This is a genomic window from Pantoea sp. BJ2, assembly GCF_040255075.1.
Classification (GTDB): Bacteria; Pseudomonadota; Gammaproteobacteria; order Enterobacterales; family Enterobacteriaceae; genus Pantoea; species Pantoea leporis.
Genome location: NZ_CP158292.1, coordinates 3,435,195 through 3,451,653, shown reverse-complemented (window position 1 = coordinate 3,451,653; position 16,459 = coordinate 3,435,195). Strand labels below are relative to the sequence as shown.

At 54.7% G+C, this 16,459-nt stretch carries 19 protein-coding genes; 5 read left to right on the top strand and 14 right to left on the bottom strand.

Annotated elements, in window-relative coordinates; translation table 11 throughout:
- From mltC to mutY, 3 genes are read right to left on the bottom strand one after another with little or no spacing between them, the layout of a single operon-like run.
- A complete protein-coding gene (mltC, locus tag AAF463_RS15850) occupies nucleotides 1-1,080 on the bottom strand; it encodes a membrane-bound lytic murein transglycosylase MltC (RefSeq protein ID WP_192236401.1) in 1,080 nt (359 codons plus the stop codon).
- A 53-nt stretch (nucleotides 1,081-1,133) separates the two neighbouring features.
- Nucleotides 1,134-1,406: an oxidative damage protection protein gene (locus AAF463_RS15845; RefSeq protein ID WP_007890330.1), complete on the bottom strand. Its 273-nt coding sequence runs from the start codon at nucleotides 1,404-1,406 to the stop codon at nucleotides 1,134-1,136.
- Complete coding sequence (mutY, locus tag AAF463_RS15840; RefSeq protein WP_350261083.1) at nucleotides 1,406-2,491, bottom strand: A/G-specific adenine glycosylase; 1,086 nt, start codon at nucleotides 2,489-2,491, stop codon at nucleotides 1,406-1,408. The genes AAF463_RS15845 and mutY overlap by 1 nt, the downstream gene beginning before the upstream one ends.
- Before the next feature lie 154 nt (nucleotides 2,492-2,645).
- Here mutY and trmB point away from each other — a divergent pair, with 154 nt between their 5' ends.
- From trmB to AAF463_RS15820, 4 genes are all read left to right on the top strand, one after another.
- Nucleotides 2,646-3,365 (top strand): tRNA (guanosine(46)-N7)-methyltransferase TrmB, encoded by a 720-nt coding sequence (gene trmB / locus AAF463_RS15835; RefSeq protein ID WP_222234747.1) that lies wholly within the window; start codon nucleotides 2,646-2,648, stop codon nucleotides 3,363-3,365.
- The gene (locus AAF463_RS15830) at nucleotides 3,365-3,691 is read left to right on the top strand and encodes a YggL family protein (protein ID WP_008107231.1); all 327 of its coding nucleotides are present in this window, start codon (nucleotides 3,365-3,367) and stop codon (nucleotides 3,689-3,691) included. The genes trmB and AAF463_RS15830 overlap by 1 nt, the downstream gene beginning before the upstream one ends.
- Before the next feature lie 157 nt (nucleotides 3,692-3,848).
- A complete protein-coding gene (locus AAF463_RS15825; RefSeq protein WP_110868028.1) occupies nucleotides 3,849-4,565 on the top strand; it encodes a DUF2884 domain-containing protein in 717 nt (238 codons plus the stop codon).
- A 176-nt stretch (nucleotides 4,566-4,741) separates the two neighbouring features.
- A complete protein-coding gene (locus AAF463_RS15820) occupies nucleotides 4,742-6,505 on the top strand; it encodes an Ig-like domain-containing protein (RefSeq protein ID WP_350261082.1) in 1,764 nt (587 codons plus the stop codon).
- Nucleotides 6,506-6,545: 40 nt separating this feature from the next.
- On the opposite strand, the gene hemW is transcribed toward AAF463_RS15820, so the two are convergent.
- From hemW to AAF463_RS15800, 4 genes are read right to left on the bottom strand one after another with little or no spacing between them, the layout of a single operon-like run.
- Nucleotides 6,546-7,697 carry a radical SAM family heme chaperone HemW gene (gene hemW, locus AAF463_RS15815; protein WP_271461059.1) on the bottom strand — a complete coding sequence of 384 codons (1,152 nt, stop codon included), beginning with the start codon at nucleotides 7,695-7,697 and terminating at the stop codon, nucleotides 6,546-6,548.
- Nucleotides 7,690-8,283, bottom strand: coding sequence for an XTP/dITP diphosphatase (locus AAF463_RS15810; RefSeq protein ID WP_110868025.1), 594 nt, complete (start codon nucleotides 8,281-8,283; stop codon nucleotides 7,690-7,692). The genes hemW and AAF463_RS15810 overlap by 8 nt, the downstream gene beginning before the upstream one ends.
- 20 nt (nucleotides 8,284-8,303) lie before the next feature.
- Nucleotides 8,304-8,858 (bottom strand): YggT family protein, encoded by a 555-nt coding sequence (locus tag AAF463_RS15805; protein ID WP_008107240.1) that lies wholly within the window; start codon nucleotides 8,856-8,858, stop codon nucleotides 8,304-8,306.
- Between the two features lie 12 nt (nucleotides 8,859-8,870).
- Complete coding sequence (locus AAF463_RS15800; RefSeq protein WP_101761905.1) at nucleotides 8,871-9,578, bottom strand: YggS family pyridoxal phosphate-dependent enzyme; 708 nt, start codon at nucleotides 9,576-9,578, stop codon at nucleotides 8,871-8,873.
- Nucleotides 9,579-9,594: 16 nt separating this feature from the next.
- Here AAF463_RS15800 and AAF463_RS15795 point away from each other — a divergent pair, with 16 nt between their 5' ends.
- Nucleotides 9,595-10,587 carry a type IV pilus twitching motility protein PilT gene (locus AAF463_RS15795; RefSeq protein ID WP_101761906.1) on the top strand — a complete coding sequence of 331 codons (993 nt, stop codon included), beginning with the start codon at nucleotides 9,595-9,597 and terminating at the stop codon, nucleotides 10,585-10,587.
- A gap of 144 nt (nucleotides 10,588-10,731) precedes the next feature.
- Here AAF463_RS15795 and ruvX read toward each other — a convergent pair whose 3' ends face one another.
- The 7 genes from ruvX to AAF463_RS15760 all read right to left on the bottom strand — a co-directional run bounded on the left by ruvX (nucleotide 10,732) and on the right by AAF463_RS15760 (nucleotide 16,406).
- A complete protein-coding gene (gene ruvX, locus AAF463_RS15790; protein ID WP_101761907.1) occupies nucleotides 10,732-11,148 on the bottom strand; it encodes a Holliday junction resolvase RuvX in 417 nt (138 codons plus the stop codon).
- Nucleotides 11,148-11,711 (bottom strand): YqgE/AlgH family protein, encoded by a 564-nt coding sequence (locus AAF463_RS15785; RefSeq protein WP_101761908.1) that lies wholly within the window; start codon nucleotides 11,709-11,711, stop codon nucleotides 11,148-11,150. Before AAF463_RS15785 ends, ruvX begins: the two co-directional genes overlap by 1 nt.
- 82 nt (nucleotides 11,712-11,793) lie before the next feature.
- Complete coding sequence (gshB, locus tag AAF463_RS15780) at nucleotides 11,794-12,738, bottom strand: glutathione synthase (protein WP_110868023.1); 945 nt, start codon at nucleotides 12,736-12,738, stop codon at nucleotides 11,794-11,796.
- A 77-nt stretch (nucleotides 12,739-12,815) separates the two neighbouring features.
- Complete coding sequence (rsmE, locus tag AAF463_RS15775; protein ID WP_008107252.1) at nucleotides 12,816-13,547, bottom strand: 16S rRNA (uracil(1498)-N(3))-methyltransferase; 732 nt, start codon at nucleotides 13,545-13,547, stop codon at nucleotides 12,816-12,818.
- 73 nt (nucleotides 13,548-13,620) lie between these two features.
- Complete coding sequence (gene endA, locus AAF463_RS15770; RefSeq protein ID WP_192236412.1) at nucleotides 13,621-14,328, bottom strand: deoxyribonuclease I; 708 nt, start codon at nucleotides 14,326-14,328, stop codon at nucleotides 13,621-13,623.
- 88 nt (nucleotides 14,329-14,416) lie between these two features.
- Nucleotides 14,417-14,929, bottom strand: a complete 513-nt coding sequence (locus tag AAF463_RS15765) for a SprT family zinc-dependent metalloprotease (RefSeq protein WP_271461062.1) — start codon at nucleotides 14,927-14,929, stop codon at nucleotides 14,417-14,419.
- Between the two features lie 82 nt (nucleotides 14,930-15,011).
- Complete coding sequence (locus AAF463_RS15760; protein ID WP_101761913.1) at nucleotides 15,012-16,406, bottom strand: sugar porter family MFS transporter; 1,395 nt, start codon at nucleotides 16,404-16,406, stop codon at nucleotides 15,012-15,014.
- Nucleotides 16,407-16,459 lie beyond the last annotated feature (53 nt).

Sequence of the window (16,459 nt, the reverse complement as noted above, 5' to 3'; positions counted from 1 at the left end):
TTAAAATCGTCGATAACTGCGCTGCGCCTGGCTCACTTTATACAGATAACGCCGTGATTCTGCCGATGGATGGTTGGTGGTCAGCGTCTGGTAAACTTCCGTCGGCGACATACTATTTATTGACGAGAACGCGCGATCCTTATCGCTGGAGAACACGCGTAGCACGCTGCCCGCGCCGCCGTTGTACGCCGTAATCACCGCATAACGCCGTGATGTCGGATCCTGAATCCCACCTAAATAACTTCTCTGCAGCAGCGACAAATACGCGGTGCCCGCATCAATATTATTCTCAGGATCAAGCAGATAGCTGCGGCTCGGTTTGCCACCTTTGCCCTTCATACGGAACACATCAACACCGGCGGTATGCTGCACCACCTGCATTAACCCCAGCGCATCAGCGTGGCTCACCGCATACGGGTTGAAGCTCGATTCAATCTGCATAATCGCCAGAATCAGTGACGCATCCACGCCATATTGTTCAGCGGCTTTACGCACCATTGGCAGATATTTGTGCGCACGTTTGTCGAGGTGATTTGGCACCATCGGAATGGTAACCGACCAGATGACGTGCAATCCGGAGGTGCGTTTCTGCAGTTTGTTTTGAATCAGATAATCAGCAAAGCTGCCGGCGCGGCCCTGCCAGCGGATCGGCTGGCCGGTATTATCCAGCACCTGGCCGTACAGCAGCGGCTCTTTACTGATTTGAATATCATTGGCATCGGAGTAGAGATCGACATTGCCCGGATCTTCGCCAATCAACAGCGTGGTGATGATCGCCTGACGCAGGCTAGCCATCGGATCGGTGCCGGAAATGGTCTCAATGGTGATGCTACCGCTGTCAAAGTTGATGTGGCTGCGGGTGTAATAACCGTCGCTATATTTGACGTAATCTTTCGGTCCGGCGATCAGAACTTCATTGATTCCCCAAATGTTTTCAATATTGTGGGCAAACTGGCCCATCAAAATATCGAAACCGTTGGTGTCCTTGACCCACTCTTCATGAAACTGCGATTTTTTTTGTCCGGAGCAGGAGACCAAAAGTGGTGCAATCACCAAGAGCGCTATCAGTTTTTTATTCATTGTTAATGCGTGCCTGAATCGAAAAGAGGGCCTCAAAGGGAAGCCCTGAACGGTTATTTTTCTGGCGGGGTGTAACCTTCAATGTGCACATCTTTGCCTTCGAACAGGAAATTGATCATCTCCTTCTCCAGCACTTTGCGATCTTCCGGGTTCATCATGCTCAATTTCTTCTCATTGATCAGCATGGTTTGCTTGGACATCCACTGCTGCCAGGCCTCTTTGGAGATCTCATTAAAGATGCGCTTACCCAATTCGCCAGGATAGAGCTGAAAGTCCTGACCTTCAGCGTCGCGTTGCAGATAAGTACAAAAAATGGTGCGGCTCATTACTCTTCCTCTTCGGTCACGTCTGCTCGACGCGTAAGCTGCTGGGGATGGCGCAATTCATGCAGCAAGCGCTCAACCGGCGCCGCCAAACCCACTGACGGTGGTTGCGCTAAGTTATACCAGAGACCGCCCGCTTCATCCATCAGCGACCCAGCGGAAGGCTTTGCGAGCCACATAGGCACAATGTCTAAGTGGAAATGGCTAAAGGTGTGGCGGAATGCGGTGAGCTGCTGCGGTTTAACATGAATGCCGCGCTCAGTTAGCCAGTCAGTTAGCGCTTGCTCACTTGTAAACTGCGGGAAGCAGAACAGTCCGCCCCACAGGCCAACCGGCGGACGCTGCTCTAACCACACGTCATCGCCATCCTGCATCATCAGCATCCAGCCGCTACGTTCTGGCAAGGTCTGTTTGGGTTTCTTACCGGGATACGCCGCCCAGCTGTTGTTGGCATAAGCTACGCATCTGCTGTTGAGCGGGCAGATTTCACATTTAGGGCGTGAGCGAGTACATACTAATGCGCCAAGGTCCATCATCGCCTGATTGAACTGGCTTACGCCTGCCGCTGGCGTCACATCTTCGCTGATCTGCCATAGCCGTTTTTCAACCTCCTTTTTACCCGGCCAGCCGCCCACCGCGTAGCAGCGCGCCAGCACGCGTTTTACGTTGCCATCCAGAATTGGGAAGTGCAGACCGAGCGACAGCGATAACACCGCGCCCGCGGTAGAACGGCCAATGCCCGGCAGTGCTGCGACATCGTCGAAGTTTCGCGGGAACTCGCCGCCGTGCTTCTCCACCACCTGTTTCGCGGCTTTGTGCAAATTGCGCGCGCGCGCGTAATAGCCGAGACCGGTCCACAGATGCAGCACTTCGTCCAGCGGTGCCGCTGCCAGATCGGCCACCGTCGTGAAGCGCGCCATAAAGCGTTCAAAATAGGGAATGACGGTAGCAACCTGGGTTTGCTGCAGCATCACTTCAGAGAGCCATACCTTGTACGGCGTTTTCTCCTGCTGCCACGGCAGGGTTTTGCGACCAAAGCGCTGATACCAATCCAGCACTTGTTGCGCGAACGTCGGCGCTTGCATCATAAGAAGGAAATTTTCCGTGTTTACTCTACAATCAGGCAGGAATTCCAGCACAGAGACCTCAGGGTGTAAACCGGAACATTGCAAAGGCTTGCTTCTGCTTCCTAACTTTGCATAATGCCCGTTTCCCAGAACAGGCTAACCAGCAGGCTTCAACATGATTAATGACGTCATCACCCCAGAATTTGATGAGAACGGGCGGCCATTACGCCGTATCCGCAGTTTTGTGCGCCGTCAGGGGCGCTTAACGAAAGGACAGCAGCTCGCGCTCGATAATTTATGGCCGGAGATGGGCGTGGAGTTCCAGCAGGAGCCGCTGGATCTGGTGACGCTGTTTCGCCGTGACGCGCCGGTAGTGCTGGAAATCGGTTTCGGCATGGGCGCCTCGCTGGTGACCATGGCGCAGAACAATCCACATCAGAATTTCCTTGGCCTGGAAGTGCATGCGCCGGGCGTGGGTGCTTGCCTGGCGTCGGCGAAGGAAGCGGGCGTGGAGAACCTGCGCGTAATGTGTCACGACGCGGTAGAAGTGCTGCAGAAGATGATTCCGGATAACTCGCTGCGCATGGTGCAGCTGTTCTTCCCGGATCCGTGGCACAAAGCGCGCCATAACAAACGTCGCATCGTACAGGTGCCGTTTGCTGAGCTGGTGATGCGCAAATTGAAGCTGGGCGGCGTGTTCCATATGGCGACCGATTGGGAAGCCTACGCCGAACATATGTTGGAAGTGATGAGCAGCATCGACGGATATAAAAATCAGTCGGAAAGTAACAATTACGTGCCGCGTCCGGAAACGCGTCCGTTAACCAAGTTTGAGCAGCGCGGGCAGCGACTGGGCCATGGCGTATGGGATCTGATGTTTGAGAGGGTGAAATAATGGCCGTACAGCGTAGCCGTCGTTTGCGTAAAAAACTGCATATTGATGAGTTTCAGGAATTAGGCTTCTCCGTCGCCTGGCGTTTCGCCGAAGGCACCACCGAGGAGCAAATCGACGCCACTGTTGATCAGTTCATTAATGAAGTGATCGCGCCGAACGGTCTGGCGTATGACGGCAGCGGTTATCTGGTGTGGGAAGGTCTGGTGTGCTTGCAGGAAACCGGCAAATGCACCGACGAGCACCGCGAGCTGGTGCGTAAGTGGCTGGAAGCTCATAACCTGACGGATGTGCAGGTGACTGAACTCTTCGACGTTTGGTGGGACTAAAGATCGTATCGGGCTAGCTTACTTGCCCTTTTTGCACCGGGCAGTGCTCGCATTCCTCACGTACTTATGTACGCTCCGGATGCTGCGCACTGGCCGGCACAAAAATGGCTGCGACGCTCAACGCCCGACCTTTCAGCGCGTAAAAAAGGGAGATTTCATGGTTCGTAAGGCACTTATCGCCGCGCTGCTGCTGGCGGCAACTCAGGCTCAGGCTGCATACGAGTGCAGCGTCAAGCCACAGGATGATGTGATCATTAAACCCCAGAGCGTGCAGGTGGTGGGAACCAACGGCAATCTCGAAATCACTCCGCAGGGTGACGTGCAGTTTAATGGCCAGAAGGTCAACGTTGATAACGCCGCGCGCCAGAAAGCCATCGACTACCAGACCGCGCTGCGTCGCGATTTGCCGTGGATCGATAGCGGCGCAACCTCGCGTCTGGAACGCAGCCGCGTGGCGCTGGATAAAGTGATTGTCGACAAGCTCGGCGCGAACAGCAATGTGCGTAACCGTCTTACTAAACTGGATGGCCAGCTCAAGCAGCAAATGAACCGCATTATTGAGCATCGTCCAGACGGACTGACGTTCCATCATCAGGCTATCGATCAGGTGCGCGCGGAAGGCGAGAAGCTGGTGCAGAGCACGCTAGGCGGCATCATGCAGGATAGTCTCAACGAAATGGGCAGCAGCCAGGCGGCGAGTGGCAGCAATCCACTGCAGGCCATTATGGGCAACCTTGGCGGTTTACAACAGTCGGTACAGGCGGAGTGGAACAAGCAGGAGCAGGATTTCCAGAACTTTGGCCACGAAGTATGCAACCGCGTAACCGTGCTGGAAGAGCAGCGCAAAGGACTGATGCAGAACGTTAAAAGCTAATGATTTGCTTCAGCTAACAAAGCCAGCCCAGTCCCGGCTGGCTTTTTGCTTTTAAGATGCACTGCATTTAAGAACCTTAGATTCGGGACGAATCTGATAACCGTAAAAACACCAAAATAATAAAGATGAAAGTGAGTTAGCAACTCATTGAAATTATTTATTTTTAAGGAGTTTTTATGTTATTTTTTAACGCCTCTGCTTCCAGTAATACCCCTTCACCTCACACCTTGCATATTCAATCCGACTGGTATAACGATGCGCAGAAGCGATGGGAAGGCAGTGCGCATTCGCCAGATACCGTTGCAGTCATCATCATGGTCAATGGTAAAAACCCAATAAGTGTGCCAGTGAGTGGCGGCCGTTTTTCCTGGACGCCTTCTCAACCGTTGCCTGACGGTGAACATGTGCTGACCTTTATTGCCGTTGATCGCGCTAATAACCAAAGTGATATCGTTTCGGTCAATTACAACATTGATACTATCGCGCCTGACAAGCCGCAAATTACTGCAATCGAAGACTATGCAGCGGGTGGAATACATAACGGCAATAGCATTAAGCGACATGGTTACACCAACGACGCAAATCCTGTCGTGCGTGGCGAGGCAGAAGCAAATAGCCTGGTATACATCTACAACAAAAACAGCAAAACGCCCCTGGCTTCGGTAACCGCTAATCAGCATGGCAAATGGGAGGTGGAAGTGAACCTGCCTAACGACGGTGCATATGAGTTGAGTGCCGTGGCAGAAGACCGGGCAAATAATCGCAGCCAGCCGTCGCTAAAGTGGCCATTTCAGCTTGATACCGAGAAACCGGATAGCGCCACCATCAATTACTTTGAGGATGATGTTGGTTTGTATCGCGGACAGTTTGATCTCATCCGGGCCACTGACGATCGCCGCCCTGAGCTGTATGGCACTGGCGACCCTAATGAATATGTACGCGTTCAATACGCCAGCAAAAACGGCAGTTGGGTAACAACCGCGACCGTTGCGGTAGACAGTGATGGCACCTGGCTGTGGACTCCTCCGCAAAATCTCTCCGATGGTGAATGGAATTTTCGCGTACGTAACATTGATCATGCTGGCAACGTCAGTAAATGGAGCAGCACCGTCACGCTGCTGATTGATACCACAACAATTCAGCCCCTCATTATGCAGGTGCTCGATGATAGGGGACCCATTGAATCGGTATTGCCAGGGCAAAATACCGACGATGCACGTCTGGATTTTATCGGTAAGGCCGAAGTTAACAGCCTGGTGATTCTGTATCAGGATGGTACGGCGGTGGGATCGGCTTATGCAAATAGTCAGGGTGACTGGAGAATGACTCCGCAGCAAGATATGCGTGCAGGGCTGAATAATTTTGGTGTGAAGGCGATAGATGAAGCAGGGAATGAAAGTTCCTACTCTGCAAATTATCCGGTGAGATTCATCCCGTCACCCCAATATCAAGCCAATTATGAAAGTGAATCAAGAGATGATGGGAATGGGACGAGCTATTTGCCCATCCCAGGAGAACGCCACATTTATGATGTCGCGAGCTGGTTAAATACTTATCCGTCTCATTATCTGGTGAAAGCGGCAAATATTATTTTTTCGGGTGAAAACCAGATAATTGATTTTGCTGCGCTAAGTGCACGTGTGGAAGGTTTGCAGAAAATAGATATAAGTGGCAAAGGTAATAATCTGCTTAATCTCGATCTGCACTCGTTACTGAATGAAGGCGGTGAGGGGCTATTTATTAACGACGATAGTCAGCAATTGATGATTGATGGCGACATGGGCGACCGCATCACGCTTGATCGCACGCAATTCAGCGACGGCTGGTTAACTTCGCAGAATAAAGTCCAGATCGGCGGGGAAAACTGGACACTGTTAACCAATAGCCAGGCGCATTACACACTGTTAGTGAATCAGGAAATTGAAATTACTTACGGCTAATACGCAAAAAAGATGCCCGGTATAAGCCGGGCATTTTTCATTACTCTTCCGTCAGGAACAGTTCCAGCAGCGAGTTCAGGAACAGTTTGCCTTTCTCAGTGATCTGCCAGCTCTCCGTGGTTTCCTCCACGTATCCTGCACTTATCGCCGCATCGATTTGCGGGCGAATCACCTGCTCATCCATGCCGGTATAGCGGCGGAAATCGGCGCGCGGTGCGGCTTCCAGCAGACGAAAACGGTTCATAAAGAACTCGAACGGCTTGTCGTTCTCGGCCACGACGTGCTGCTTATCGAGATAGTTGCCTTTCATAAAGCCGCGCGGATGACGGGTTTTCACCGTGCGCACGATGCGACCATCGGCTTGCGTCAGCTTACCGTGGGCACCACAGCCAATCCCGAGGTAATCCCCGAAGCGCCAATAGTTGAGATTGTGCTCGCAGCGATAACCCGGTTTGGCATACGCCGAGGTTTCATATTGCTGATAACCTGCGGCGCTCAGCAGTTGATGACCTTGCTCAAAAATATCCCACAGCGCATCGTCATCCGGCAGTTTTGGCGGGCGCGAACCGAATAAGGTGTTCGGCTCAATCGTCAGCTGATACCACGACAGATGCGGCGGATTGAGCGCAATCGCCTGGCGCAGATCATCCAGCGCTTCCCCCAGCGACTGATCCGGCAAGCCGTGCATCAGGTCGAGGTTAAAACTGCGCAGGCCTAATCCTTCAGCCAGCTGGGCGGCGCGCACGGCTTCTTCCGGCCCGTGAATGCGGCCTAAACGCTCAAGCTTCTGTGGACTGAAACTCTGCACGCCAATCGAAATACGGTTAATACCGGCTTTCTGGTAGGCGCTAAAGCGATCGGCTTCAACGGTGCCTGGATTGGCTTCCATGGTGATTTCCGCATCGGCCGCCAGCGGCAAACGCGCACGCACGCCGTCCATCAGCATCTGCATCGCATTGCTGCTCAACAGGCTTGGCGTGCCGCCGCCGATGAAAATCGTGCGCACTTCACGGCCGCCGGTCAGCGGTAAATCCTGTTCGAGATCGTTGAGCAGGTGCTGCACATACTCAATGTGCGGCACCTCGCCTTTTAACGCGTGAGAGTTGAAATCACAGTACGGACACTTCTGCACACACCACGGAATATGGATGTACAGGCTTAATGGCGGCAACGTAGGTGAAAACTCAGGCATTGCGCATCGCTTCCAGCAGCAGCGTCAATGCTTTACCACGGTGAGAGACGGCGCGCTTTTCGTCTTTACTCAGCTCTGCCGCCGTTTTACCCAATTCAGGGACATAAAAGATGGGATCGTAACCAAAACCGCCTGCGCCCGCTGCCGCGCGGGTGATTTCCCCAGCCCAGCTACCGTGGAACACCAGCGGCGTGGGATCGGCAGCGTGACGCAGGTAAACCAGCACGCAGTGGAACTGAGCCTGACGTTTGCCATCCGGCACGTTTTCCAATGCCACCAGCAGCTTATCCAGATTTTGCTGGTCGCTGGCATCAACACCCGCATAGCGCGCGGAGTAGATCCCCGGCGCGCCGCCCAGCGCATTGACCGCCAGACCGGAATCGTCGGCAATCGCCGGTAAACCGGTAATCTCAGCCGCATGACGCGCCTTCAGGATGGCGTTTTCGATGAAGGTCAGGCCGGTTTCTTCCGCCGACTCAACGCCGAGTTCGGTTTGCGCCACGATATCAAGTCCGAAGGCCGCTAACAGATCGGCCAGTTCGCGGACTTTGCCGGGATTTCCGGTCGCGAGTACAACTTTTTGCATAACAGTTCCAGATAGACGAATTACAGCAAATACCAGAGACCTGGGAACAGGTCCATGCCGAGGAAATTCAGCGCGTACAGCACCAGAATCACAATCATGGCAGAGAAATCGATACCGCCCATCGCCGGCAGAATACGGCGAATCGGTGACATCAGCGGTTCAGTCAGCTGCATCAGAACCTGATCCACCGGGCCGCGACCCTGGCTGATCCAGCTCATCAGCGAACGAATGATGATCACCCAGAACACCAGATAACCGGCGGACTTCACCAGCGACAGCAGGCCAACCAGCAGGTTGGTGGGATCAACGGAGAACACGCCGACCTGAATCAGCAGCAGGATCGGATATTTCAGCGTGGTCAGCACAAAGGCCAGCAGCAGCGATGCGGTATCAATCGGGCCAATGGCCGGGATGACACGGCGCAGCGGCTTGATAATCGGTTGGGTGATCTTCACGACAAACTGCGCCAGCGGATTGTAGAAGTCACAGCGCGACCACTGCATCCAGATGCGCAGCAGCAGCACCATCACGTACAAATCGATCAGCGTTTTGACTAAAAACGTCAGTGTTAACATGAGGTTCCTCAATTATTGTTGTGAAGGTCGCGCATAATCCCGCGCGCCAAAAACGGCGGTGCCAATACGCACCATGGTGCTGCCCGCGGCGATTGCCGCGTCCATATCGTCGCTCATTCCCAGAGAAAGCGTATCGACGTCAGGATAGTCCTGTTTTAAGGTTTGAAACGCGGCGGCCATCTGCTGACACACCGCCAGTTGCCGTGCGTATTCTGACTCTGGCGCCGGAATCGCCATCAGCCCACGCAAGCGCAAATTCGGCAGTGCGGCGATCTGCTGTGCCAGCTCCGGCAACGCCTCCAGCATGATGCCAGATTTGCTGTTCTCGTCACTGATATTTACCTGAATTAACACGTTGAGCGGCGGCAACGACGCCGGGCGCTGATCGTTCAGACGCTGCGCGATGCGCTGGCGGTCCACGGTGTGGCACCAGGCGAAGTTTTCCGCCACCAGACGGCTTTTATTGGATTGCAGCGGGCCGATAAAGTGCCATTGCAAATCAGGATGTGCGGCCAGCTCAGCCACTTTTTCAACCCCTTCCTGCACGTAATTCTCACCGAACGCGTGTTGTCCAGCGGCAATGGCTTCTGCGACCGCGCTCGCAGGTTTGGTTTTGCTCACTGCAAGCAGCGTAATTTCTTCTGGCGCGCGGCCGCAACGTGCGGCGGCGGCGGCGATACGCTCACGCACTTGCTGTAAGTTGTGCTCAATGGAAGTCATAGTCAGGAGAAGCTAAATGGAGTTGGATGAAATAGTGGCCCTTAGTGTAAAGCATAACGCCGCCGATCTGCACCTTTGCAGCGGACATTTGCCGCACTGGCGGCGACAAGGCGTGCTGGAGCCGATTCCGCAGCAGAGCGCGCTGGATGGCGGCTGGCTGGAAGCCTTTATGCAGCAGTGGCTCACGGCGTCGCAGCAGGCCGAGCTGGAGGAGAACGGCCACGTTGACTTCGCTATTACGCTTGCCAGCGGCATACGGCTGCGCGCCAACCTGTTTATGCAGCGTCACGGCTTATCGCTGGCGCTGCGGCTGATTGCCAGCCAGGCGCCCGATCTCAGCAGCCTGCATCTGCCCGAGGTGGTGAGCCAGCTATTACAGCTGGAAGAGGGGCTGATTTTAATTACCGGCGCCACCGGCAGCGGCAAATCCACCACGCTGGCGGCGATGGTGGATTGTCTGAATCGTCAGCAGGCGCGGCACATTCTGACGCTGGAAGATCCGATTGAGTTTGTGCATCGCAGCCAGCGCTCGCTGATTCAACAGCGCGAAGTAGGTGCGCACTGTGCCTCGTTTCAACACGGGCTGAAAGCCGCGCTGCGTGAAGATCCTGATGTGATTCTGCTCGGCGAACTGCGCGACAGCGAAACCATCCGCCTGGCGCTCACTGCAGCAGAAACCGGGCATCTGGTGCTGGCCACGCTCCATACGCGCGGCGCAACCCAGGCGGTTGATCGGCTGGTGGATGTCTTTCCCGCTGAGGAGAAAAACCTGGTGCGCACTCAATTAGCGGGCAGCCTGAAAGCGGTGCTGGCGCAACGTTTAGTGCCGGCAAAAGCGGGCGGGCGCATCGGCTTGTTTGAAGTGTTGGTGGCGACGCCGGCGGTGGCGAACCTGATCCGCGAAGGCAAGATGCATCAGTTGCCTGGCGTGTTGCAAACCGGCGCGCAGGCGGGCATGCAAACCTTTGCGCAGAGCGAGCAGGGGCGTCAGGCGGCGGGGATGATTTGAAGAGAGCCAGATAGGCGCTCAAAGGCGGAAAACCAACCCATTGTAGCGGCGCGATTCATCGCGCATATTTATGCCGCTGCCCTGCTCATCCGTGGCAATGCGCAATAAATGCGCCGCTACGCCATGTGCCAGATCTGGATGGCTTTAATGCGTATCAAACCAATCTTCGAGGATAATCACCGCGGATTGGGAATCAACCTGGCCTTTCTGCAACGCGCGAAAGCCGCCGCGTTCAAACAGATCGGCACGCGCTTCAACGGTGCTCAGGCGCTCGTCCTGCAGCTCGACGCGTACGCCAAAACGACCATGCAGGCGATTGGCGAACTTACGTGCGCGCGCAGTAAGTTCCTGTTCGGTGCCATCCATATTCAGCGGCAAGCCCACCACCACATAATTGGGCTGCCACTCTTTCAGCAGCTTTTCGATCAGCTTCCAGTCCGGCGTGCCATCCTGCGCTTTTAGCGCCGTCAACGCGCGCGCGGTGCCCGTTAATTGCTGACCGACAGCAACGCCGATGCTTTTGGTGCCGAAATCGAAGCCCAGTAAGGTTTCACTGGCCATCAGGCGTGCCCTGCATCGGTGGCAATGTTGTGAATATCGACGCCCAATCCGCGTGCCGCTTCACGCCAGCGTTCAGCGATGGGCGTCTGGAACAGAATATTGGTGTTAGCCGGCGAGGTAAGCCAGGCATTCTCCAGCAACTCCTCTTCCAGCTGACCTTTCTCCCAGGCGCAATAACCCAGCGCCACCAGCACGTTATCGGGCTGTGAAGTGGTGCCGATCGCTTCCAGCACATCACGTGAGGTGGTGATCACCGTGGTGTCTGAAATACGAATGCTCGAGGAGTAAATGCGCTGCGCCGAGTGCAGTATGAAACCACGATCTTCCGCCAGCGGACCACCGGCAAACACTGGCTTGTCCAGTTTGATGGCAGGATCGCGTTCGGATGGGCTAATTTTAAGCTTTTTAAGGATGCCTTCGACCGTCAGGTTGTCCATTGGCTTATTAACGATCAAACCCATGGCGCCATCTTCATTGTGCTCGCAGATATAGACTACCGAGCGTTTGAACAGTGGGTCCTGCAGCGACGGCATCGCAATTAGAAAATGATGCTGTAAATTCATTATCACTTGTATACCAAAAATAACCGGCGCAGCCGCGGCAGCGCCGGTTTTGGGTGTTCACGGAGTGGAGACTCCGACGGCATCAGCCCAGGCGTTTCTCAATGGCATCCATCAGCATGCCAGTGATCGATATCGGGAACGCGGCCTCGATTTCACGTACGCAGGTTGGGCTGGTCACGTTAACTTCAGTCAGTTTATCACCGATAATATCCAGGCCGACAAAAATCAGCCCTTTGGCTTTCAGCGTGGGGCCAACGCGACGCGCAATTTCCCAGTCACTATCGCTCAGCGGACGCGCTTCACCACGGCCACCGGCTGCCAGATTACCGCGCGTTTCGCCGCCTTGCGGAATGCGCGCCAGGCAGTAAGGTACGGGTTCGCCATCCACCACCAACACGCGTTTGTCGCCGTCTTTGATCGCCGGCAGATAGTTCTGCGCCATGCAGAAGTACTGGCCGTGATTAGTCAGGGTTTCGGTGATCACGCCGAAGTTGGCATCGTCCTGTTTCACGCGGAAGATCGAGGCGCCGCCCATGCCGTCCAGCGGCTTAAGGATCACGTCGCCATGCTCCTGCCAGAAGGCGCGCAGCTGCTCTTTATTACGCGTGACCAGCGTATCTGGCGTCAGGTCGGCGAACCATGCGGTATACAGCTTCTCGTTGCAGTCGCGCAGGCTCTGCGGTTTGTTCACGATCAGCGTACCTTGCTCTTCTGCGCGTTCCAGCAGGTATGTGGCATAGATAAATTCGGTGTCGAACGGCGGATCTTTACGCATCAGCACCACGTTAAGATCGGCCAGCGGGATATTCTGCTCGCTGCCAAACGTGTACCAGTTGTCGTAGTTCTGCTCAACGCTCAGCAGACGCGTGCGCGCGTAAGTCACGCCACCGCGCAGGGAGAGATCGCCCATCTCCATGTAATGAATTTCGTAACCACGGCGCTGTGCTTCCAGCAACATGGCGAAGCTGGTGTCTTTTTTAATATTGATGGACGAAATCGGGTCCATAACGATGCCAAGCTTAATCATTATTCTCTCCTAAATGGGGAAGCATTTACCCCGAAAGCGTTGTGCTGTGAAGTTACGTTCGAACCCTAAAGTATCGCTTAACCGAGGTCACCAAACCTCACCTGAAGTGCCGTAATGGCGGTGAGTGCGGTGGTTTCGGTGCGCAACACGCGGGGTCCAAGCAGAATATCGGTAAAACCCTGCTGCGCGGTCATGGCAATTTCATCGGCGGTTAAGCCACCTTCCGGCCCAATCAGCAAGCGCAGGCGCTCTACCGGCTGCGGCAGCGTGTTGATGCTGTGGCTGGCGCGCGGATGCAAATTGAGCTTCAAACCGTCTTCGGCTTCCGCGCACCAGGCTTGCAATGTCATCGGCTCGCGAATTTCCGGCACACGATTACGGCCGCACTGTTCACAGGCGGCAATCGCGATTTTCTGCCATTGCTGAATTTTTTTTGCCAGCCGCTCGGCGTCCAGCTTTACGCCGCAGCGTTCAGAAAACAAGGGCGTAATCACATTCACGCCAAGTTCGATCGATTTCTGGATAGTGAATTCCATTTTTTCACCGCGCGACATCACCTGACCGAGATGTAAATGCAGCGGGGATTCACGGTCATCAGCCTGGCTGGCAAGGACCCTTACTTTTACACGCTTTTTATCAGCCTGGGTGATTTCGGCGCTAAAAGTCAGATTACTGCCATCAAACAGCTCAATTTGCTGACCGGCCGTCATGCGCAGCACGCGTCCAACATGGTTAGCGGCATCTTCATCGAGGAAGACTTCACTGTTAACTTCGAGAGATTCGGGATGATAAATGCGAGGTATACGCATGCGGTTCCTGCCAGCGTTATGCCGTGTCAGCGGACACGGCGCAATCGAAAAAAGCTAGTGTAGGGTAGCGCTTTTAGCGCTGGCAAGCCTGCTGTACGTAGGAATTGTGATTTCCCTGCACTTTGGCGATGCGATTGTCGCGCTCACACTCCCAGCTCGTCACCGGATATTGCTTATCCCACGCGGTAAACAGCTGGGTTTGCTGACGCGACAGGCGCAGGTGATATTGGTCGCGCATATAGAAGTAAGTGCGGGCAATGGCGCCACGCGCACGCTCCGGCGGCTGCGCCAGTTTCTGCTTAAAATCGACCTTCATGCTGCATTGACCGTACTGCTGTTCGCCGCCGTTCCATTGGCTGTACTGGAAATTATTGCGGTCGCCGTTCACTTCACCAATCGCCGGCTGCAGGTTATGCAGATCGCTCTCAATGCGGCGGTAATCGGCATCTTTGCTGCAGCTTTTGCGGCCGCCGTTTTGCCAACACTGACGCTGATGGCCGAACTCCCACGCGGGCATCACATGTTCCCACTCAATGCGTTCGGCGCGATTGGCGTTCTTACGCACGCTGTAGCCGCAACTGCTTAGATCCGGTACGCCCTTTTTGCCGTGCCAGCTGATTTTGCAGCCGCAGTAAAAGTCGGCGGGCGCATCTGCGTTGATCTGCGCCGCATAGGCTTTGGCCTGACTAAAATTGTTTTGATGATAGTGAGTGAAACTGAGGCTGTAAGCGCTAAGTGGGGCAACTAACAAGGTAAGTAACAGCAACGTTTTGCGAGACATATTCCAAAAATTAACCTGGTCCTGAAAAAGGGCGGCAGGGTAACAGAATGATGACGCACGGGATATGAGATTAGGCTAGGTTGCTGAACTAATTCGATAAATACTCACCGGGTTGCAGCAGGGATTTGCAGTGCACACAGCGATATTCGCTTTCTCCACGCAGCACACGATTATGGCGCCGTACGGTGAGCTGATGCTGCTGACAGCGGCAGCGATAGGGGAAGGTGTTGCTGCGCACCGAGGCGATTTCAAACTGGTGGGTGCGGCGCGCAGGCACGCCGAGCACGCTCTCCATCATCCATTTCCATTCTTTGCCGTGCGGCGGCACGCGGCCAAAGGTTTTCCACACCAGCAGATGCGCCAGTTCGTGCGGCACCACTTCATCAACGAATGCCTGCTGATTCTCCAGCAGCAGCACCGGATTGATGCGGATTTCCCACTTCTCCAGCCATGCGGTGCCTGCAGCGGTGCCGCGCTGCTGATAAACCAGCGAGGGCTCATCAAAGCGACGTTCCAGCTTCTCGTTGGCCAGCTGTAAATAGTGGCGCAGCGAGCGCATAACGGCTTGTTGTAAGGCGATGGGAAGGCGCGGTGTTTTCATGGAGGGCAGCATAAAAGGTTGCCGGAACGATCTCAAATAAAAAGGGCTGCCAATTGGCAGCCCTTGCATTCGCTCATCGGGATTACTTCTGACCGATGTCGCGCAGTTTTTTGCCGGACATCAGGTTGCGCTCGATGTGCTCCAGCGAGACGTTTTTGGTCTCTGGAATCAGCGCGAGCGTCAGCAGAATGAAGAACACGTTCAGACCGGCGTAAACCCAGAAGGTTGGCGCGTTGCCCAGCGTATTCAGCATGGTCAGGAAGGTAGCACCGACAATCATGTTGGCAATCCAGTTGGTCGCGGTGGACACCGTGATACCGAAGTCGCGGCCTTTCAGCGGCTGAATCTCGGAACACAGTACCCAAATCAGCGGGCCAGCAGACATCGCAAAACCAATGATGAACATCAGCAGCATCGCCACCGCGAAGTATTGCGCTTCTTGAGAATGGATGCCGATGTGCAGCATGGTGCCGAGAATGCCCATACCCAGCGCCATCACCAGGAAGCCCAGCAGCAGCGTAGGTTTACGGCCCCAGCGATCCACCAGACCGATAGCAATAAAGGTCGCCAGCACGTTCACCAGACCAACAATGACCGTGCCCCACATTTGCTGCGTGGTGTTGGCAAAGCCAGCGATTTCGAAGATCTTCGGTGCGTAGTACATGATGACGTTCATGCCGGTGAACTGCTGCATCACCTGCAACAGCACGCCAAGGAACACTGCGCGGCGGAAGTTGCTGTTGCTCTGGAACAGCTGCCAGCCCGACTGTTTAATTTTCAGGCTTTCACGGATTTCATCCAGTTCGCGTTTGGCTTGTTCACTGGTATCACGCAGGCGCGATAACACGCGCTCAGCACTGCGGAAGTCACCTTTAGCCGCCAGCCAGCGTGGGCTGTTGGGCAGGAAGAAGACGCCAATCAGCAGCAGTACCGCAGGAATAGTGATGATGCCCAGCATCCAGCGCCATGCGCCAGCGTCGCTGAACGCGGTATCGGAGAGATACGCCGCCAGAATACCGATGGTGATCATCAGCTGATACAGCGAAATCATACTGCCGCGAATCTTCTCTGGTGCGATTTCCGAGAGATACAGCGGCGCGGTGTAAGAGGCAACACCCACGGCCAGGCCAAGCACCACACGCGCGGCGATCAGCATTTCCGGGCTGGTTGCACCCGCAGACCACAGTGAACCGATAACGAAAAGAATCGCACCGGCCATCAGGCTCTTTTTACGACCCAGACGCGATGACATCCAGCCGCTGCCCACCGCACCGACTGCAGCACCAAACATCATTGAGCTGACGATCCACTCTTGCTGGTGGGCAGTGACGTTAAAATCTTTCGCGATGAAAGGCAGAGCACCGGCGATAACACCGATATCCAGACCAAACAGCAAGCCGGCCAGCGCCGCTAAGAAGCAGACAAACAAGGTCATGACCTTATTTGAAGTTCTGCTCTTGTGATTATTACCAGGCATGAAGCCTCCAAAGTTTATCCATCGTTGTTGTTATCAATGTTATGAAACCTGTC

Excerpts from the sequence above, each read along its gene's own strand:
- AAF463_RS15830 (WP_008107231.1), top strand. The coding sequence starts at position 3,365 with ATGGCCGTACAGCGTAGCCGTCGTTTGCGTAAAAAACTGCATATTGAT.
- AAF463_RS15820 (WP_350261082.1), top strand. The coding sequence starts at position 4,742 with ATGTTATTTTTTAACGCCTCTGCTTCCAGTAATACCCCTTCACCTCAC.
- AAF463_RS15785 (WP_101761908.1), bottom strand. The coding sequence starts at position 11,711 with ATGAATTTACAGCATCATTTTCTAATTGCGATGCCGTCGCTGCAGGAC.
- AAF463_RS15760 (WP_101761913.1), bottom strand. The coding sequence starts at position 16,406 with ATGCCTGGTAATAATCACAAGAGCAGAACTTCAAATAAGGTCATGACC.
- AAF463_RS15805 (WP_008107240.1), bottom strand. The coding sequence starts at position 8,858 with ATGTTAACACTGACGTTTTTAGTCAAAACGCTGATCGATTTGTACGTG.
- mltC (WP_192236401.1), bottom strand. The coding sequence starts at position 1,080 with ATGAATAAAAAACTGATAGCGCTCTTGGTGATTGCACCACTTTTGGTC.
- AAF463_RS15845 (WP_007890330.1), bottom strand. The coding sequence starts at position 1,406 with ATGAGCCGCACCATTTTTTGTACTTATCTGCAACGCGACGCTGAAGGT.
- AAF463_RS15765 (WP_271461062.1), bottom strand. The coding sequence starts at position 14,929 with ATGAAAACACCGCGCCTTCCCATCGCCTTACAACAAGCCGTTATGCGC.
- ruvX (WP_101761907.1), bottom strand. The coding sequence starts at position 11,148 with ATGGCCAGTGAAACCTTACTGGGCTTCGATTTCGGCACCAAAAGCATC.
- AAF463_RS15800 (WP_101761905.1), bottom strand. The coding sequence starts at position 9,578 with ATGACTTCCATTGAGCACAACTTACAGCAAGTGCGTGAGCGTATCGCC.
- AAF463_RS15795 (WP_101761906.1), top strand. The coding sequence starts at position 9,595 with ATGGAGTTGGATGAAATAGTGGCCCTTAGTGTAAAGCATAACGCCGCC.
- endA (WP_192236412.1), bottom strand. The coding sequence starts at position 14,328 with ATGTCTCGCAAAACGTTGCTGTTACTTACCTTGTTAGTTGCCCCACTT.
- gshB (WP_110868023.1), bottom strand. The coding sequence starts at position 12,738 with ATGATTAAGCTTGGCATCGTTATGGACCCGATTTCGTCCATCAATATT.
- hemW (WP_271461059.1), bottom strand. The coding sequence starts at position 7,697 with ATGCCTGAGTTTTCACCTACGTTGCCGCCATTAAGCCTGTACATCCAT.
- mutY (WP_350261083.1), bottom strand. The coding sequence starts at position 2,491 with ATGATGCAAGCGCCGACGTTCGCGCAACAAGTGCTGGATTGGTATCAG.
- rsmE (WP_008107252.1), bottom strand. The coding sequence starts at position 13,547 with ATGCGTATACCTCGCATTTATCATCCCGAATCTCTCGAAGTTAACAGT.
- AAF463_RS15810 (WP_110868025.1), bottom strand. The coding sequence starts at position 8,283 with ATGCAAAAAGTTGTACTCGCGACCGGAAATCCCGGCAAAGTCCGCGAA.
- AAF463_RS15825 (WP_110868028.1), top strand. The coding sequence starts at position 3,849 with ATGGTTCGTAAGGCACTTATCGCCGCGCTGCTGCTGGCGGCAACTCAG.
- trmB (WP_222234747.1), top strand. The coding sequence starts at position 2,646 with ATGATTAATGACGTCATCACCCCAGAATTTGATGAGAACGGGCGGCCA.